The 18,136-nt window shown below is 55.9% G+C and carries 15 protein-coding genes; 4 read left to right on the top strand and 11 right to left on the bottom strand.

Annotation, left to right across the window (positions count from 1 at the left end; all coding sequences use genetic code 11):
• Position 1: 1 nt before the first annotated feature.
• The 8 genes from rffA to trxA all read right to left on the bottom strand — a co-directional run bounded on the left by rffA (position 2) and on the right by trxA (position 8,593).
• Complete coding sequence (gene rffA / locus ACMGGQ_RS20205; protein WP_045909238.1) at positions 2-1,132, bottom strand: dTDP-4-amino-4,6-dideoxygalactose transaminase; 1,131 nt, start codon at positions 1,130-1,132, stop codon at positions 2-4.
• Positions 1,133-1,136: 4 nt separating this feature from the next.
• The gene (gene rffC, locus ACMGGQ_RS20210) at positions 1,137-1,814 is read right to left on the bottom strand and encodes a dTDP-4-amino-4,6-dideoxy-D-galactose acyltransferase (RefSeq protein WP_420290433.1); all 678 of its coding nucleotides are present in this window, start codon (positions 1,812-1,814) and stop codon (positions 1,137-1,139) included.
• Positions 1,811-3,073, bottom strand: coding sequence for a UDP-N-acetyl-D-mannosamine dehydrogenase (gene wecC / locus ACMGGQ_RS20215; protein WP_196365685.1), 1,263 nt, complete (start codon positions 3,071-3,073; stop codon positions 1,811-1,813). The genes rffC and wecC overlap by 4 nt, the downstream gene beginning before the upstream one ends.
• Entirely contained in the window at positions 3,070-4,200 is a 1,131-nt protein-coding gene (gene wecB, locus ACMGGQ_RS20220) for a non-hydrolyzing UDP-N-acetylglucosamine 2-epimerase (RefSeq protein ID WP_063622987.1), read from the bottom strand. Before wecB ends, wecC begins: the two co-directional genes overlap by 4 nt.
• 56 nt (positions 4,201-4,256) lie before the next feature.
• Positions 4,257-5,303, bottom strand: a complete 1,047-nt coding sequence (gene wzzE, locus ACMGGQ_RS20225; protein WP_045909242.1) for an ECA polysaccharide chain length modulation protein — start codon at positions 5,301-5,303, stop codon at positions 4,257-4,259.
• Between the two features lie 13 nt (positions 5,304-5,316).
• Complete coding sequence (gene wecA / locus ACMGGQ_RS20230; protein WP_045909243.1) at positions 5,317-6,420, bottom strand: UDP-N-acetylglucosamine--undecaprenyl-phosphate N-acetylglucosaminephosphotransferase; 1,104 nt, start codon at positions 6,418-6,420, stop codon at positions 5,317-5,319.
• A gap of 238 nt (positions 6,421-6,658) precedes the next feature.
• Entirely contained in the window at positions 6,659-7,918 is a 1,260-nt protein-coding gene (gene rho, locus ACMGGQ_RS20235) for a transcription termination factor Rho (protein WP_008501566.1), read from the bottom strand.
• 345 nt (positions 7,919-8,263) lie between these two features.
• Positions 8,264-8,593: a thioredoxin TrxA gene (trxA, locus tag ACMGGQ_RS20240; RefSeq protein ID WP_006179218.1), complete on the bottom strand. Its 330-nt coding sequence runs from the start codon at positions 8,591-8,593 to the stop codon at positions 8,264-8,266.
• A gap of 144 nt (positions 8,594-8,737) precedes the next feature.
• On the opposite strand from trxA, the gene rhlB reads away from it, so the two are divergent.
• Both rhlB and gppA read left to right on the top strand, forming a co-directional pair.
• Complete coding sequence (gene rhlB, locus ACMGGQ_RS20245; protein WP_021242834.1) at positions 8,738-10,006, top strand: ATP-dependent RNA helicase RhlB; 1,269 nt, start codon at positions 8,738-8,740, stop codon at positions 10,004-10,006.
• 6 nt (positions 10,007-10,012) lie between these two features.
• Positions 10,013-11,497: a guanosine-5'-triphosphate,3'-diphosphate diphosphatase gene (gene gppA, locus ACMGGQ_RS20250; protein ID WP_032654053.1), complete on the top strand. Its 1,485-nt coding sequence runs from the start codon at positions 10,013-10,015 to the stop codon at positions 11,495-11,497.
• Between the two features lie 51 nt (positions 11,498-11,548).
• Here the strand turns inward: gppA and rep are convergent, their stop codons facing one another.
• Positions 11,549-13,573: a DNA helicase Rep gene (gene rep / locus ACMGGQ_RS20255; RefSeq protein WP_008501569.1), complete on the bottom strand. Its 2,025-nt coding sequence runs from the start codon at positions 13,571-13,573 to the stop codon at positions 11,549-11,551.
• Positions 13,574-13,658: 85 nt separating this feature from the next.
• Between rep and ppiC the strand changes: the two genes are divergently transcribed.
• The gene (gene ppiC / locus ACMGGQ_RS20260; RefSeq protein WP_008501570.1) at positions 13,659-13,940 is read left to right on the top strand and encodes a peptidylprolyl isomerase PpiC; all 282 of its coding nucleotides are present in this window, start codon (positions 13,659-13,661) and stop codon (positions 13,938-13,940) included.
• An 86-nt stretch (positions 13,941-14,026) separates the two neighbouring features.
• Here the strand turns inward: ppiC and ilvC are convergent, their stop codons facing one another.
• Positions 14,027-15,502 (bottom strand): ketol-acid reductoisomerase, encoded by a 1,476-nt coding sequence (ilvC, locus tag ACMGGQ_RS20265; RefSeq protein ID WP_420290434.1) that lies wholly within the window; start codon positions 15,500-15,502, stop codon positions 14,027-14,029.
• 152 nt (positions 15,503-15,654) lie between these two features.
• Between ilvC and ilvY the strand changes: the two genes are divergently transcribed.
• Positions 15,655-16,545 (top strand): HTH-type transcriptional activator IlvY, encoded by an 891-nt coding sequence (gene ilvY / locus ACMGGQ_RS20270; RefSeq protein WP_420290435.1) that lies wholly within the window; start codon positions 15,655-15,657, stop codon positions 16,543-16,545.
• A gap of 45 nt (positions 16,546-16,590) precedes the next feature.
• Here the strand turns inward: ilvY and ilvA are convergent, their stop codons facing one another.
• A complete protein-coding gene (gene ilvA, locus ACMGGQ_RS20275; RefSeq protein WP_045909247.1) occupies positions 16,591-18,135 on the bottom strand; it encodes a threonine ammonia-lyase, biosynthetic in 1,545 nt (514 codons plus the stop codon).
• Between the last annotated feature and the right edge of the window lies 1 nt (position 18,136).

The following is an 18,136-nucleotide window of genomic DNA, read 5'->3' on the forward strand; positions in this document are numbered from 1 at the left end:
ATCAGCCGAAATAGCTCAGGAGGGTATTAATCACCGTACGCTGGTTAACTGGCGCGAGGTTGTAGAACAGAGGCAGACGAAGCAACCGCTCACTTTCTTTGGTGGTGTAGCGGTCTTCACCCGCGAACGTTCCAAACGCTTCGCCCGCCGGGCTGGAGTGCAGCGGAATATAGTGGAACACCGCCATAATTTCGGCTTCTTTCAGCCAGGCGATAAGCTCGCTCCGGTCGTCGTTATCGCGCAGCTTGATGTAGAACATGTGCGCGTTGTGGACGCAATCTGCCGGGATAGTCGGCAGCTCAATACGCCCGGCTTTGGCCAGAGGCTCAAGCGCATCGTAATAGGTTTGCCACAGGGAGAGGCGCTGCAGGTTGATGCGATCCGCGGCTTCCAGCTGCGCCCACAGGTACGCGGCCTGCAGATCCGCCATCAGATAGCTGGAGCCAATATCGCGCCAGGTGTATTTGTCGACCTGGCCGCGGAAGAACTGGCTGCGGTTGGTGCCTTTTTCGCGGATCACCTCCGCACGCTCCACGAGCGCCCGGTCGTTAATCAGCGTCGCGCCACCTTCTCCGCCTGCCGTGTAGTTTTTGGTTTCGTGGAAGCTGAAGCAGCCGATATGGCCGATGGTACCCAGCGCGCGTCCCTTGTAGGTCGACATCACGCCCTGGGCGGCATCTTCCACCACAAACAGGTTATGTTTTTTGGCGATGGCCATGATGGTGTCCATTTCACAGGCCACGCCCGCGTAGTGAACCGGCACGATCGCGCGCGTTTTGTCGGTGATCGCCGCTTCAATCAGCGTCTCATCAATGTTCATGGTATCCGGGCGGATATCCACAAAGACGATTTTCGCCCCGCGCAGGACAAACGCGTTCGCCGTGGAAACGAAGGTGTAGCTCGGCATGATCACTTCATCGCCGGGCTGGATATCCAGCAGCAGCGCGGCCATTTCCAGCGATGCCGTACAGGACGGGGTCAGCAGCACTTTGGCGCTGCGAAAACGCTGTTCCATCCACTGCTGACAGCGACGGGTGAAACCGCCGTCACCGCAGAGTTTGCCGCTGCCCATGGCAGACTGCATATAGTCGAGTTCCGTTCCGACGACGGGTGGTGCGTTAAATGGAATCATCTTGTCACCTGTATAACCAGTAGGCGGTGGCGTCGATGTTGGCACCACTCGCAATATAACGTTTAAGCGCGGCGGTGTTGCCCACCTGGGTCGCCACCCGCAGCGTCTCAACCTGCTGCTGCTGCGCCCAGTGCAGCGCCGCCTGCATGAGCTTCTCACCCATGCCGCGCCCGGCTAATAAGCCAATACGCGCCTCGCGCGCGTTGAGCTTGCGAAGCGAGACGAACCCCTGGGGTTGACCGTCCCCTGCGCGGAAAACCAGGCAGACGTGATCAAAGGTGCCTTTAACCGCATTCTCTATCCACTGGGCATAGAAACGTCCGCTATCGTCAGGTGCATACCAGGGCGTACGAAAGCGACTCTGCGCAAACGCCTGAGCCGCCATCTGACGCAGCACGGGAATATCCTGTTCGGTTGCCATATCCGCACCGGGCGCATCGTGCCGGGTGAGGGTTATGGCAAGGTCTGCCTCACCTTCAACCAGTTGAAAGCCGCGTTGCTGGAGCGCGTCAAGCAGGTCGGTACGGTCCGCCGGGATCTTCGCCTGAATCCGTTGCCAGGCGTTCAAATCTGATTCAGCCAGTACCGGCGCATCATCGCGCAGGCGCACAATGGCCGACGGCAGGCCGAAAAAGGCACTCTCCCACTGCAGGGGCTCGAGTACCCCGTTCAGGCTGTTCAACGCCAGACGCCTTTGGTATCAACCACATACTGCTGACGCACCGCATCACCAGGCGTCGCTTTAAACGCTTTATGATCCACCAGCAGCACCAGTACGTCCGCCGTCGCCAGCGCCTCATCCAGCGCTGTCAGCGTGCAGTGCCCCGCCAGTTTTGCCGGCAGTTCATGAATATTCGGCTCAACCACCAGCGTTTCACCCTTGTGCCATTCGGCAATCATCTGAGCAATTTCCATCGCCGGGCTTTCACGCAGGTCGTCAATATTCGGTTTGAAGGCCAGACCAAAGCAGGCAATTTTCAGCTCGCTGGCGCGCTTGCCGCTCTCTGCCAGACAATCCGCTACCGTGGTTTTGACCTGATTGAGCACCCAGTGAGGTTTGCTGTCATTGACTTCACGGGCGGTGCGAATCAGGCGCGCCTGCGCTGGGTTCTGCGCCACAATAAACCACGGATCGACGGCGATACAGTGTCCACCCACGCCAGGGCCTGGCTGGAGAATGTTGACGCGCGGATGGCGATTCGCCAGGCTAATCAACTCCCAAACGTTAATTCCTTGATCGGCGCAGATCAGCGACAGTTCGTTCGCAAAGGCGATATTGACGTCGCGGAAACTGTTTTCCGTCAGCTTACACATCTCGGCAGTGCGGGAGTTGGTCACCACGCATTCGCCTTCCAGGAAAATCTTGTACAGCGCGCTGGCGCGTTCGGAACAGACGGGCGTCATACCGCCAATGACGCGGTCGTTTTTAATCAGTTCGACCATAACCTGGCCCGGGAGTACGCGCTCCGGGCAGTAGGCGATATTGATATCTGCCTGCTCCCCCGCCTGTTGCGGGAAGCTTAAATCAGGGCGCGCGTCGGCCAGCCACTGCGCCATCTGCTCGGTAGCGCCGACGGGAGAGGTCGATTCCAGAATCACCAGCGCCCCTTTCTTCAGCACAGGGGCAATGGACTTCGCCGCCGCCTCGACGTAGACCATGTCGGGCTCATGGTCGCCTTTAAAGGGCGTTGGAACGGCAATCAGGTAGGCATCCGCTTCAACGGGCGTCGTGCTGGCACGCAGGAAGCCGCCCTCCACCGCCTCTTTCACTACACGATCCAGATCGGGCTCGACAATATGAATTTCGCCACGGTTAATGGTTTCCACCGCGCGGGCGTTGATATCCACACCGACAACCTGTTTCTGACGAGAGGCAAACGCCGCCGCGGTGGGCAAGCCGATGTAGCCAAGACCAATGACAGAGAGGGTAGTAAAACTCATAGCGATACCTGATTGTGTTTAAGTGCATGCAAAATACGGCCACAAGCCTGCCCGTCTCCGTACGGATTATGGGCCCGGCTCATCGCCTGATACGTTTCATCGTCATGCAGAAGGCGCGTGACCTCTTCGACAATGAGCTGCGCGTTGGTGCCAACCAGACGCACCGTCCCGGCTTTCACCGCTTCCGGACGTTCAGTGGTTTCACGCATCACCAGAACCGGCTTGCCGAGAGAGGGCGCTTCCTCCTGAATGCCGCCGGAATCGGTAAGGATCAGCCAGGCATGGTTCATCAGCCAGACAAACGGCAGGTAGTCCTGCGGTTCAATCAGAAGGACATTTTCCACATGACCCAGGATGCGGTTAACCGGTTCGCTGACGTTAGGATTGAGATGGACCGGATAGACAATCTGCACATCGTCGTTCTGCGCGGCGATTTCAGCCAGCGCGTGACAGATTTGCTCAAAGCCCCGGCCAAAGCTTTCGCGTCGGTGGCCCGTCACCAGTATGGTTTTTTTACCGTTGTGCAGGAAGGGATAGCGGGCAGCGAGTTCTTTCTTAAGATCGTCGTTTGCGAGGACGCGGTCACGTACCCAAATTAACGCATCGATGACCGTATTGCCGGTCACAAAGATTTTGTTATCGGCGATATTTTCACGCAGCAGGTTCTGACGCGAGTTTTCCGTTGGCGCAAAGTGGTACATCGCCAGGTGGCCCGTTAGCGTGCGGTTGGCTTCCTCCGGCCACGGCGAATACAGATTGCCGGTACGCAGACCCGCCTCGACATGCCCCACGGGAATACGTTGATAAAACGCGGCCAGGCTGGTCGCCACGGTCGTGGTGGTATCTCCGTGTACCAGCACCACGTCAGGCTTGAATGACTCCAGGATCGGCTTGAGATCTTGCAGTATGCGACAGGTTATCTCCGTCAACCCTTGCCCCGGTTTCATAATATTAAGGTCGTAATCCGGGACGATGGAAAAGAGCGTTAAGACCTGGTCAAGCATCTCACGGTGCTGGGCCGTGACGCAGACTTTCGCTTCAATATCAGGATCGCTGGCCAGGGCATGAACCAGAGGTGCCATCTTAATGGCCTCCGGCCTGGTGCCAAATACGGTTAGTACTTTCACATCGATTCTCTTCGATTAGGCGATGAAGGCCGCAGCCTTCATCGTAGACGGCATTCTTAGTTTGTGCGACGACGCGTTAACGCCACGCCAGCGCCCGCCAGTGCACCGACAATCCCCCACATGATCATCAGGAATGCACGACGCGGACTGTCGCGTTTTACAGGTTCTTCAGGCGTTCGCAAATAACGATAGGTCTGAAAACGCGGGTCCAGAGAGGGACCGACATTAAGCGTATTGAGCATCGCGCGATTTTGATCGTAATCGAGGTCAACATCAGGACCGACGGCCTGGAGATTTTCCAGACGTGCCTGCAGCATAGGGCGACCAAGAAGGAACATTTCAGAGTCAGGCAGTTCATCAGCCGGCACGTCCGTCTCACTACGGGAAATATTGTGCTGTTCCGCAATTTTCAGCGCCTGCTCAATGTTGTGTACACGGCGAGTGAAAATCGCTTTAGCCACCTCTTCCTGACGTTTAACCTGGGCTTTCATCTGGATGGTACGGGCCGCCCAGGCGCCTTTAAGCTCTTCGTTAAGATGGCTTGCGGCACGCTGGCTGGCAAACGCGACGTATTGACGCAGCAGGTTGTTGGCATCCGGCGCGGTTTCTGCAATCAGCTTGACGCTGTCATTCACGTTACGCAGCGCGTCGCCCGGCATAAACTGAATATTGTTAATCAGATCGTCCAGCAGGGCGGCATCGGCTTTGGTGTTATCAACCCGACGCTGCTTGTAGTAATCCGTCTGGGACCAGAAGTCGCGACGCGTATCCCACGAAGCCAGTTGCATCACAAACTCTTTGTAGGCCTCATCCATAACGGAAACCTGATCTGGCGTGGCAAGGTTGGCTTTGATATCCAGGTTTCGCAGGAATTGCTGCTGGGAATAGTATCCCCCAAGCATGTTAACCGTTGGTTTGTCCGTGATTGCCGTGGCGCTCCATTCCTGTTTTGCAAAGAACGTATAGGCCAGCGCTAACAGTGCAAATCCCAGCGCGATCCCCGCAATCCAAAGTTTGCCTGCCCATAACACGCGAAACAAACCCCGAATATCCAGTTCATTCTCTGTTACCACTGATTTCGCTCCCGCCAACGGTTGAGTCATCATAGTCCCGGTTTTATTTAGTTAATGTTGTGTTTTTGCCGCTGTTACGACGCATCCGGCGTTTAATACGTTTTATGAACCGCGCCACTTTCCATGCGCGCTTAATGCAGTAGCCGTACAGGAAAAATGCTAGCAAGAATAATACCAACATGACCCATTCTGGCACAAAATGAGCATACTCCGCGGCAACACCCACTCCCGCAAGGATAGCAGCCGCCACGGTTATCAAAACAAATGCCTGTCTGGAGGTGAATCCAGCTCGCATGATCAAATGATGAATATGCTGTCGGTCGGCTGAGAAGGGACTCATCCCTTTGCGCAAGCGGCGATACATTATCGCAACCATATCCATTAACGGGATAGCGATAATCCACAACGCGGTAACAGGGCTGATAGGATGGACTTGTCCCTGAGTCGTTTCCAGCAAGATCCAGATGACGGTAAACCCAATGAGTGTACTGCCCGCATCACCCATAAAGACTTTATAGCGACGCCCCAGCGCACCGAGGTTTAACAGGATATAAGGCAGGATGGCGGCAATCATGGCGAAGCACCACATAGCAAGACTATATTGTCCGTCAAACCACAAAATAAAACCGATCGCGGCAAATGAGACGCAGGAGAGTCCCCCCAGCAAGCCATCAATACCATCGACCATGTTGAATGCGTTTATAGCCACCCATACGGCGAAAAGCGTCAGAAAATAGCCGAACGGGCCGAGCACCATCTCCCACGAGCCAAAAATATAGCCCAGGCTACTTAAGTAGAGTTTTGCTGAGACCATCATGGCAATGCCAACTGCCGCCTGCACAAAGGCGCGAATTTTAACGCTGATGTCATAACGATCGTCAAGCGCGCCGACGATAACCAGTACCGTTGAACACATCAGGTATAATTTGACATGTGGGACATAGTAGTTAGCAATTGCGAAGGCATAGCAAATACCAGCAAATACTGAGATACCACCCACCAGGGGGATCATACCCTGATGACGTTTCCGGAAGTTGGGTTTATCCACTAACCCCACGTATTTCGCCACCTTACGCGCAATAAACAGAAAACAGGTGGTGAATAAAAAAATACTGGTTAGATCAGTAAACGTATCGAATAGGTTCACAATGGATTCTCAACAAATGTTAGTCTCGGAAGTATAACCATGAAGGCTCATAGCCCGAAGGTAAAAGTAAACCTCTTGTGACCTCATTTGTATATTATTCAAGCTATTAATGTTTTTACTCTACGAATCGTCTTATTGTTACACCTACACGTCAAAATTGGGAGTAGGTGGTACTAGCGTATAGTCCATAAAAGAAAAACGCCACGTAAAAACGTGGCGTTCGCTGGCTTTATTTGCGTTACGAGCGTTTCATCATGTCGAAGAAATCGTCGTTGGTTTTGGTCATCGCCAGTTTGTTAATGAGGAACTCCATCGCGTCGATTTCACCCATTGGATGGATGATTTTGCGCAGGATCCACATTTTCTGCAGCTCTTCCTGAGTGGTGAGCAGCTCTTCTTTACGGGTACCGGAACGGTTGTAGTCGATAGCCGGGAAGACGCGTTTTTCAGCGATCTTACGAGAGAGGTGCAGTTCCATGTTGCCTGTACCTTTAAACTCTTCGTAAATCACTTCGTCCATTTTGGAACCGGTATCGATCAGCGCCGTCGCGATGATGGTCAGGCTGCCTCCCTCTTCCACGTTACGTGCAGCACCGAAGAAGCGTTTCGGACGATGCAGGGCGTTAGCATCCACACCACCGGTCAGCACTTTACCAGACGCTGGCACCACGGTGTTGTAGGCACGCGCCAGACGGGTGATGGAGTCGAGCAGGATGATCACGTCTTTCTTGTGCTCAACCAGGCGTTTTGCCTTCTCGATAACCATTTCCGCAACCTGAACGTGGCGAGATGCTGGCTCGTCGAAGGTTGAAGCAACCACTTCACCTTTAACCAGACGCTGCATCTCGGTCACTTCTTCCGGACGTTCGTCAATCAGCAGCACCATCAGCACACAGTCTGGGTGGTTATAGGCGATGCTCTGCGCGATGTTCTGCAGCAGCATGGTTTTACCCGCTTTTGGCGGCGCCACAATCAGACCACGCTGGCCGCGACCAATAGGTGATGCCAGATCCAGAACACGCGCGGTTAAGTCTTCGGTCGAACCGTTACCACGTTCCATGCGCAGGCGAGAGTTCGCGTGCAGCGGCGTTAAGTTCTCAAAGAGGATCTTATTACGCGAGTTTTCAGGTTTGTCGAAGTTAACTTCATTGACTTTCAACAGCGCAAAGTAGCGTTCACCCTCTTTAGGAGGACGAATCTTACCTGAAATGGTGTCACCAGTGCGGAGATTGAAACGGCGGATTTGGCTGGGGGATACGTAGATGTCGTCAGGGCCGGCGAGGTAGGAGCTGTCTGCAGAGCGGAGGAAACCAAATCCGTCTTGCAATATCTCCAGCACACCGTCGCCAAAGATATCTTCGCCACTCTTAGCGTGCTGCTTCAGGATGGCGAAAATGATGTCCTGCTTGCGCATACGAGCCTGGTTTTCCAGCCCCATATTTTCGCCGAGAGTGATCAGCTCAGAAACCGGCGTATTCTTTAATTCGGTAAGATTCATAATGGTGTGGGTTCTTAAACTCGGGGTGATTCTCGAACTTAATGTTGTGAATGGTATGGCAGGGTCATCCATGCCTGTTTAGCGGCCATCAACTCATGTCTGTTCGCTGTCTGGTCACAGGGAAAGAACGCAGAACTGAAACGACAAGACGGATTGAGTGACAAGCCCGGAATTTAGCCACTTCACGCACTGGATATGTCAACAGCGGGAAGTATCGGGTAAAACAAGATTCAAACAACAAGATATGTTTAAAACGAAGTCATAGCTAACTTAGCACGACTTCAGCCGGGCGTCCAGAGTTCCAGATCATTTAGCCGGGAGCTCTGAACGCGCAGCGGAGAAACCTTACGCCAGGTTAGCGTCCAGGAACTCTTTCAGTTGACCTTTAGACAGCGCGCCCACTTTGGTCGCCGCCACTTCGCCGTTTTTGAACAGCAGCAGGGTCGGAATGCCACGGATACCGTATTTTGGTGCGGTGCCCGGGTTCTGGTCGATGTTCAGCTTGGCAACGGTCAGTTTGCCCTGATATTCGTCGGCGATCTCATCCAGAATCGGGGCGATCATTTTGCAAGGACCACACCATTCAGCCCAGAAATCGACGAGGATCAGCCCGTCAGCCTTAAGTACGTCCGTGTCAAAACTGTCGTCAGTCAGGTGAATAATTTTATCGCTCATATATAACTCCACAGGAATAAGCCTGGTACGTTGGTTTTGTCTCCACCAACGACGTGTTGATGTCGCATTAACCAACTAAAGGTTGACTTTATTTCACCGGATACGCTTTCGTAAAGCAATAGTAAGCTGATATTCTACCACACTATGAGCAAAACACATTTAACAGAACAGAAGTTTTCCGACTTCGCGCTGCACCCGAAGGTGATTGAAGCCCTTGAAAATAAAGGGTTTCATAACTGCACGCCCATTCAGGCCCTCGCGCTGCCGCTGACGCTGGCCGGTCGCGATGTTGCCGGGCAGGCGCAAACCGGTACCGGCAAAACGATGGCGTTTTTAACGTCAACGTTTCATTATTTACTTTCTCACCCAGCGATTGCAGACCGCAAAGTTAACCAGCCGCGCGCGCTAATTATGGCCCCGACGCGAGAACTGGCGGTACAGATCCACGCAGACGCTGAACCCCTGGCGCAGGCTACCGGCCTGAAGCTGGGCCTGGCCTATGGCGGCGACGGCTACGATAAGCAGCTGAAAGTGCTGGAAAGCGGTGTGGATATCCTGATCGGTACCACCGGCCGTCTTATCGATTACGCCAAACAGAACCACATTAACCTCGGTGCCATCCAGGTTGTGGTACTCGATGAAGCTGACCGCATGTACGATCTGGGCTTCATTAAAGACATCCGCTGGCTGTTCCGTCGTATGCCTCCGGCTAACCAGCGCCTGAATATGCTGTTCTCTGCAACCCTCTCCTACCGTGTGCGCGAACTGGCGTTCGAACAGATGAACAACGCCGAGTACGTGGAAGTGGAACCGGAGCAGAAAACGGGTCACCGCATTAAAGAAGAGCTCTTCTATCCTTCGAATGAAGAGAAGATGCGCCTGCTGCAAACGCTGATTGAAGAAGAGTGGCCAGATCGCGCCATTATCTTCGCGAACACCAAACACCGCTGTGAAGACATCTGGGGCCATCTGGCTGCAGACGGCCACCGTGTTGGCCTGTTAACCGGCGATGTCGCGCAGAAAAAACGCCTGCGAATTCTTGAAGAATTCACCCGTGGCGATCTCGATATTCTGGTCGCCACCGACGTGGCTGCACGTGGTTTACACATTCCAGCCGTAACGCACGTCTTTAACTACGATCTGCCAGACGACTGTGAAGACTACGTACACCGTATCGGTCGTACCGGTCGTGCGGGCGCAAGCGGTCATTCGATTAGCCTTGCGTGTGAAGAGTATGCGCTGAATCTTCCGGCCATTGAGACCTACATTGGTCACTCTATTCCGCAGAGCAAATACAATCCGGAAGCGCTGTTAAGCGAACTGCCGCCGCCTAAGCGTCTAACCCGCCCACGCTCCGGCAATGGACCGCGTCGTTCAGGCGGCGCACCGCGTAATCGTCGTCGTTCAGGTTAAGAAAATATGCTCAGCTCCACCTCGCTTTATGCAGCAATCGATCTCGGTTCGAATAGTTTTCATATGCTGGTTGTGCGCGAGGTGGCAGGAAGCATACAAACGCTGACGCGCATTAAGCGCAAGGTCCGCCTCGCGGCGGGCCTGAGCAGCGACAATCACCTCTCACCTGAAGCCATGGAACGTGGTTGGCAGTGTCTGCGACTCTTTGCCGAGCGTCTGCAGGATATCCCGCATGCCCAAATCACCGTCGTCGCCACCGCGACACTCCGCCTGGCGGTTAACGCCGTGGATTTTATTGCCAGAGCGCAGGAAATTCTCGGTTGCCCGGTTCAGGTTATCAGCGGTGAAGAAGAAGCTCGCCTGATCTATCAGGGGGTTGCACATACCACGGGGGGTGACGATCGCCGCCTGGTGGTGGATATCGGCGGTGCCAGTACCGAGCTGGTGACCGGCACCGGCGCGCAGGCAACGTCGCTGTTCAGCCTGTCTATGGGCTGCGTGACCTGGCTTGAGCGCTACTTTACCGATCGTAATCTGGGTAAAGAGAACTTCGACGAGGCAGAAAATGCGGCGCGCGAGGTGCTACGTCCCGTCATGGACGAGCTGCGCTATCACGGCTGGAAAGTGTGCGTGGGTGCGTCGGGTACCGTGCAGGCCCTGCAGGAAATCATGATGGCGCAGGGAATGGACGAGCGGATTACGCTTGCCAAGCTTCAGCAGCTAAAACAGCGCGCCATTCAATGTGGACGCCTTGAAGAGCTGGAAATTGAAGGCCTGACGCTCGAACGCGCGCTGGTTTTCCCGAGCGGGCTGGCTATTCTGATCGCTATTTTCACCGAACTGAACATCCAGTGTATGACCCTGGCCGGCGGCGCGCTGCGTGAAGGTCTGGTCTACGGGATGCTGCATCTGTCGGTCGATCAGGACATCCGCAGCCGTACCCTGCGCAACGTGCAGCGTCGTTTTCTGGTTGATATCGATCAGGCAGGACGCGTATCGCAGCTGGCGTCACGCTTCGCCGATCAGGTCGCTAACGTCTGGGATCTTGAACCACTGAGCCGCGATTTATTGCTGAGCGCTTGTGCGCTCCATGAAGTGGGGCTGAGTATTGATTTTAAGCAGGCTCCTGCTCATGCAGCGTATCTGGTGCGCAACCTGGATTTACCGGGCTACACACCCGCACAGAAAAAATTGCTGGCAACGCTGCTGCTGAACCAGACCAATGCCGTTGATCTCTCGTCTTTGCATCAGCAAAATGCCGTACCGCCGCGTGTGGCCGAACATCTGTGCCGCCTGCTGCGTCTGGCGATTCTGTTTGCCAGCCGCCGTCGCGATGATTTGCTGCCTGCGATCGGCCTGGTGGCTGATGACGAAAAACTGTCGCTGACGCTGCCGGAAAACTGGATTGAACGTCACCCGCTTGGGGCAGAGATGATCGATCAGGAGTGCCAGTGGCAGAGCTATGTGCACTGGGTGCTGGAAGTGAAGTAATACGCTGAACATTGCCGGGTGGCGGCTTCGCCTTACCCGGCCTACTCATCCTTATCCTTTCTCTTTGGCTTTTGCCAGCATGGCGCGAATGTTCGCCACGTTAGCCTGCCCCTTATGCATCCGCTCTTCCGCAGTAATTACTTTGCGTTCCTGCTCCCAGATCAGGTCATCCTGCGGCAGTTCCAGCAGGAAACGGCTCGGCTCCGGGCGGACAAGTTCGCCATACTGACGGCGCTCTTTACACAGTGTGAACGTCAGCTCTTTCTGCGCGCGGGTGATCCCCACGTAGGCCAGGCGGCGCTCCTCGTCGACGTTGTCTTCATCAATGCTGCTCTGATGCGGTAACAACCCCTCTTCCATACCGACCAGATAGACATACGGGAACTCCAAACCTTTTGACGCGTGCAGCGTCATCAGCTGTACCTGATCGGCCTCTTCTTCACTCTCGCCGCGCTCCATCATGTCGCGCAGGGTAAAGCGGGTGACGACCTGTGTCAGGGTCATCGGCTCGTCGATTTCAGAGCCTTCCAGCATTTCGGTCATCCAGCTGAAGAGCTGGTTAACGTTCTTCATGCGCATCTCAGCGGCTTTCGGGCTGGCCGAGGTTTCGTACAGCCAGGACTCATAGTCGATGCCGTGAATGAGATCGCGCACCGCTGCCACCGGCTCGCGCTCCGCGAGACGCTGTACTTCGCCGAGCCAGTGGGTGAATCGCGTTAACGAATCATAGCCGCGACCGGTTAACGTCTGGCTTAGCCCCATGTCGAAGCTGGCGGTAAACAGGCTTTTGTTACGCGTCATCGCCCACTCGCCGAGTTTTTGCAGCGTCGCCGGGCCAATCTCGCGTTTTGGCGTATTCACAATACGCAGAAACGCGCTGTCGTCATCCGGGTTAGTGAGCACGCGCAGGTAGGCCAGCAGGTCTTTGATCTCTGGCCGTGAGAAGAACGAGGTCCCGCCCGAGATTTTGTACGGAATGCGGTTCTGCATCAGCATCTTTTCAAAGACGCGCGACTGGTGATTCCCGCGATAGAGGATCGCGTAATCCTTATATTCGGTTTTATTGACGAAGTGATGGGCGATCAGTTCACCGGTGACGCGCTCCGCTTCATGCTCTTCGTTATTGGCGCTGAGCACTTTCAGCTCCGTCCCGTAGCCCAGTTCGGAGAAGAGACGCTTCTCAAACACGTGCGGGTTATTGGCAATCAGGATGTTTGCGGCCTTCAGGATACGCCCGGAGGAGCGGTAGTTCTGCTCCAGCTTAATCACCTGCAGCGCCGGAAAATCTTTGCTCAGCAGCACCAGGTTTTGCGGACGCGCGCCGCGCCAGGAGTAAATTGACTGGTCATCATCGCCGACCACGGTGAAACGCGCGCGCTGCCCCACCAGCAGCTTCACCAGCTCGTACTGGCTGGTGTTGGTGTCCTGATACTCATCCACCAGCAGGTAACGGATTTTGTTCTGCCAGCGCTCGCGAACCTCTTCATTACGCTGCAGCAGCAGCGTCGGCAGCAGGATCAGGTCGTCGAAGTCCAGCACGTTGCACGCTTTCATGTGCGCGTCGTACAGACCATAGCAGTGGGCAAAGATGCGATCCCGTTCGCCTTTGGCGATCGCCGCGGCCTGGGCCGGGGTCATCAGATCGTTTTTCCAGTTTGAGATCGTCGAGATCAGTTGCTGCAACAGCACCTTGTCATCTTCGATCAGCCCCTCGGTGAGCTCTTTGAGCAACGCCACCTGATCGGTATCATCAAAGAGGGAGAAGTTGGACTTCATGCCCAGCGCCGCATACTCGCGCTTGATGATATCCAGCCCCAGCGTGTGGAAGGTGGAGATCATCAGGCCCCGGGCCTCTTTGCGCCCCAGCGTCTGACCGACACGCTCTTTCATCTCACGCGCCGCTTTATTGGTAAACGTCACCGCCGCAATGTGCCGGGCCTGATAGCCACAGCCGCGAATCAGGTGCGCAATTTTGTTGGTGATCACGCGGGTTTTACCGGATCCAGCCCCCGCCAGCACCAGACACGGTCCGGTGACAAATTCGACGGCTTGTTGTTGTCCGGGGTTTAAACGCATAAATGATCACTCAATGAAAGTCAGGAGGGGAGAATAACAGCGTGGTAGTATAGCGAGCCTAATCCATACCACTCAAGGCACGATCATGGCAAAAACAGCAGCAGCACTGCATATTCTTGTTAAAGAAGAGAAACTGGCTCTGGATCTTCTGGAGCAGATCAAAAACGGCGCCGACTTCGGCAAACTGGCGAAGAAGCACTCCATCTGTCCGTCAGGCAAACGCGGCGGCGATCTGGGTGAATTCCGCCAGGGTCAGATGGTACCGGCGTTCGATAAAGTGGTCTTCTCCTGCCCGGTGCTGGAGCCAACCGGCCCGCTGCACACGCAGTTCGGCTACCACGTGATTAAAGTGCTGTATCGCAAATAAAAAAGCCGGGTGGCGGCTGCGCCTTACCCGGCCTACATCTTACGGTTTTGTAGGTCGGGTAAGCGAAGCGCCACCCGACAAAGTTGTTAACCCGCTACCGCGATACGCTTCATATCGGTCATGTAGCCACGCAGTTTGTGGCCCACTTTCTCGATCTGGTGGCTGCGAATCGCTTCGTTCACATCGCGCAGCTGCGCGTTGTCCACGGCACCTTCTGCAATCGCTTTACCCAGATCGCCCGTCTGCAGAGTGGTCATAAACTCTTTCAGCAGCGGTACGCAGGCGTAAGAGAACAGGTAGTTACCGTATTCTGCGGTATCAGAGATCACCACGTTCATTTCGTACAGACGCTTACGAGCGATGGTGTTCGCAATCAGCGGCAGCTCGTGCAGTGATTCGTAGTACGCAGACTCTTCGATGATGCCGGAATCCACCATGGTTTCGAACGCCAGCTCAACGCCCGCTTTCACCATCGCGATCATCAGGACGCCTTTATCGAAGTACTCCTGCTCGCCGATTTTACCTTCATACTGTGGCGCGGTTTCGAACGCGGTTTTACCGGTCTCTTCACGCCAGGTCAGCAGTTTCTTATCGTCGTTCGCCCAGTCCGCCATCATGCCGGAAGAGAACTCGCCGGAGATGATGTCGTCCATATGTTTCTGGAACAGCGGCGCCATGATGGTTTTCAGCTGTTCAGACAGCGCGCAAGCACGCAGTTTTGCCGGGTTGGACAGACGGTCCATCATCAGCGTAATACCGCCCTGCTTCAGCGCTTCGGTGATAGTTTCCCAGCCGAACTGAATCAGTTTTTCCGCGTATGCCGGGTCGGTACCCTCTTCCACCAGCTTATCGAAGCACAGCAGAGAACCGGCCTGCAGCATGCCGCACAGGATGGTCTGCTCGCCCATCAGGTCAGATTTCACTTCGGCAACGAAGGAAGATTCCAGCACACCCGCACGGTGGCCGCCGGTCGCCGCTGCCCATGCTTTGGCAATCGCCATACCTTCGCCTTTCGGATCGTTTTCCGGGTGTACCGCGATCAGGGTCGGCACGCCGAAACCACGCTTGTACTCTTCACGTACTTCGGTACCCGGGCACTTCGGTGCCACCATCACCACGGTGATGTCTTTACGGATCTGCTCGCCCACTTCAACGATGTTAAAGCCGTGGGAGTAACCCAGCGCGGCGCCGTCTTTCATCAGCGGCTGTACGGAACGCACTACGTCAGAGTGCTGCTTGTCCGGCGTCAGGTTAACCACCAGATCCGCCTGCGGGATCAGCTCTTCGTAGGTACCCACTTTGAAGCCGTTTTCAGTCGCTTTACGCCATGAAGCGCGCTTCTCGGCAATCGCTTCTTTGCGCAGTGCGTAGGAGATATCCAGACCGGAGTCACGCATGTTCAGGCCCTGGTTCAGACCCTGTGCGCCACAGCCGACGATGACCACTTTTTTACCCTGAAGGTAGCTTGCGCCATCGGCAAATTCGTCGCGCGCCATGAAGCGGCATTTGCCCAGCTGCGCCAGCTGCTGGCGCAAGTTCAGTGTATTAAAGTAGTTAGCCATGGGTGATACCTCGTGATGTTGTGTGTCTTATTGTTCGGTTCGCGTTTCAGCGAGAATGTACCCACATTACAACAGGAAATTTATTGCGGAAATTGATATATTCACAACGTCACATTGCAATTTTTGCAATGTAAAAAGAGGGAGTGGAATCGGTGGATTTACGCGATCTGAAAATGTTTCTTCACCTGGCGGAAAGCCGTCATTTTGGCCGCAGCGCACGGGCGATGCACGTTAGCCCCTCCACGCTTTCACGCCAGATCCAACGCCTTGAGGAAGACCTTGGCCAGCCGCTGTTCGTGCGAGATAACCGCACGGTCACCCTCACGGAAGCGGGCGAAGAGCTGCGCATTTTTGCCCAGCAGACGCTGTTGCAGTACCAGCAGCTGCGGCACTCGATTGATCAGCAGGGGTCGTCACTCTCCGGAGAACTGCATATTTTTTGCTCCGTGACCGCCGCCTACAGCCATCTGCCGCCCATCCTTGACCGCTTCCGCGCGGCGCATCCGTCCGTTGAAATTAAGCTCACTACCGGTGACGCCGCCGACGCAATGGAAAAAGTGGTGACGGGCGAAGCGGATCTCGCCATTGCCGGGAAGCCGGAAACCCTGCCGGGCGCGGTAGCGTTCTCGATGCTGGAGAATCTGGCGGTGGTGCTGATTGCCCCGGCGCTGCCCTGCCCGGTGCGTAACCAGGTGTCGGTGGAAAAACCGGACTGGTCGACGGTGCCGTTTATCATGGCCGATCAGGGGCCGGTGCGACGTCGCATTGAGCTGTGGTTCCGCCGTCAGAAAATCAGCAACCCGTCGATTTACGCCACCGTCAGCGGTCATGAGGCGATGGTGTCGATGGTGGCGCTCGGCTGCGGCGTGGCCCTACTGCCGGAAGTGGTGCTGGAAAATAGCCCGGAACCGGTGCGCAATCGCGTGATGATTCTGGAACGCAGCGACGAGAAAACGCCGTTTGAGCTTGGCGTATGCGCACAAAAAAAGCGGCTGCATGAGCCGCTTATTGATGCGTTCTGGACGATATTGCCGAACCACTGAAGCCGGGTGGCGCTACGCTTACCCGGCCTACGCGCAGCTCTACCACTAGCCTGCCAGGAAGAACCGGAACGCCGGGTTATGGGTTTCGTCGTGACACTCATAGCCCAGCTCGTTCAGCCGCGTTTCGAAATCCGGCTCGTGCTCGCCCAACTCGAACGCCGCCAGCACGCGACCATAATCGGTGCCGTGGCTGCGGTAGTGGAACAGGGAGATGTTCCAGTGCGTGCCCAGCGTGTGCAGGAACTTGAGCAGCGCGCCCGGCGATTCCGGGAATTCAAAGCTGAACAGGCGTTCCTTGAGCGGCTTCGAAGGGCGGCCGCCGACCATGTAACGCACGTGCAGCTTCGCCATCTCATCGTCAGAGAGATCGACCACACTATAGCCGCCCTCATGCAGCAGGTTGAGGATCTCTTTGCGCTCCTCCACGCCACGGCTCAGACGCACGCCGACAAAAATGCAGGCATCTTTGGCATCGGCAAAACGGTAGTTAAATTCCGTCACCGAACGACCGCCCAGCAGCTGACAGAACTTCAGGAAGCTGCCCTTCTCTTCCGGAATGGTCACCGCCAGCAGCGCTTCACGCTGTTCGCCCAGCTCGCAGCGTTCGGACACGTAGCGAAGACCGTGGAAGTTCACGTTGGCACCGGAAAGCACGTGCGCCAGACGCTCGCCGCGGATGTTGTGCTGTGCGATGTATTTTTTCATGCCCGCCAGCGCCAGCGCGCCGGACGGTTCCGCCACCGCACGCACGTCTTCGAACAGATCTTTCATCGCCGCGCAGATGGCATCGCTGTCCACCGTGACGATATCGTCGAGATATTCCCGGCACAGGCGGAACGTTTCGTCGCCAATACGCTTCACCGCCACGCCCTCGGCAAACAGCCCGACGCGCGGCAGGTCAACCGGATGCCCGGCCTCCAGCGCCGCTTTCAGGCAGGCGGAGTCTTCCGCTTCCACGGCAATGACTTTGATCTGCGGCATCAGCTGTTTGATCAGCACCGCCACGCCTGCGGCTAAACCGCCTCCGCCCACCGGGACAAAGACGCGGTCGAGATGGGCATCCTGCTGCAGCAGTTCAAGCGCCAGCGTCCCCTGCCCGGCAATCACCATCGGGTGGTCGAACGGCGGCACCCAGGTGAACCCCTGCTGCTGCGCCAGCTCAATCGCTTTGGCTTTGGCTTCGTCAAAGTTGGCCCCGTGGAGTAAGACTTCGCCGCCGAAACCGCGCACCGCGTCGACCTTGATGTCTGCGGTAGCAACCGGCATCACGATCAGTGCTTTCAGACCCAGGCGAGCAGACGAGAACGCCACGCCTTGCGCATGGTTACCTGCCGAGGCGGTAATCACGCCGCGCGCTTTTTGCTCGTCGGTCAGCCCGGCCATCATCGCGTAGGCGCCGCGCAGCTTAAAGCTGTGCACCGGCTGGCGGTCTTCGCGCTTCACCAGAATGACGTTGTCGAGGCGCGAAGAGAGTTTTTCCATTTTCTGCAGGGGGGTGACCTGCACGGCTTCATAGACCGGCGCGCGCAGCACCGCTCTCAGGTACTCCGCCCCCTCAGGGGCGGCGGATAAGGGTTGCGACTCGGCCATC

It is taken from the genome of Enterobacter sp. BNK-13, assembly GCF_048685015.1.
GTDB classification, from domain to species: domain Bacteria; phylum Pseudomonadota; class Gammaproteobacteria; order Enterobacterales; family Enterobacteriaceae; genus Enterobacter; species Enterobacter quasiroggenkampii.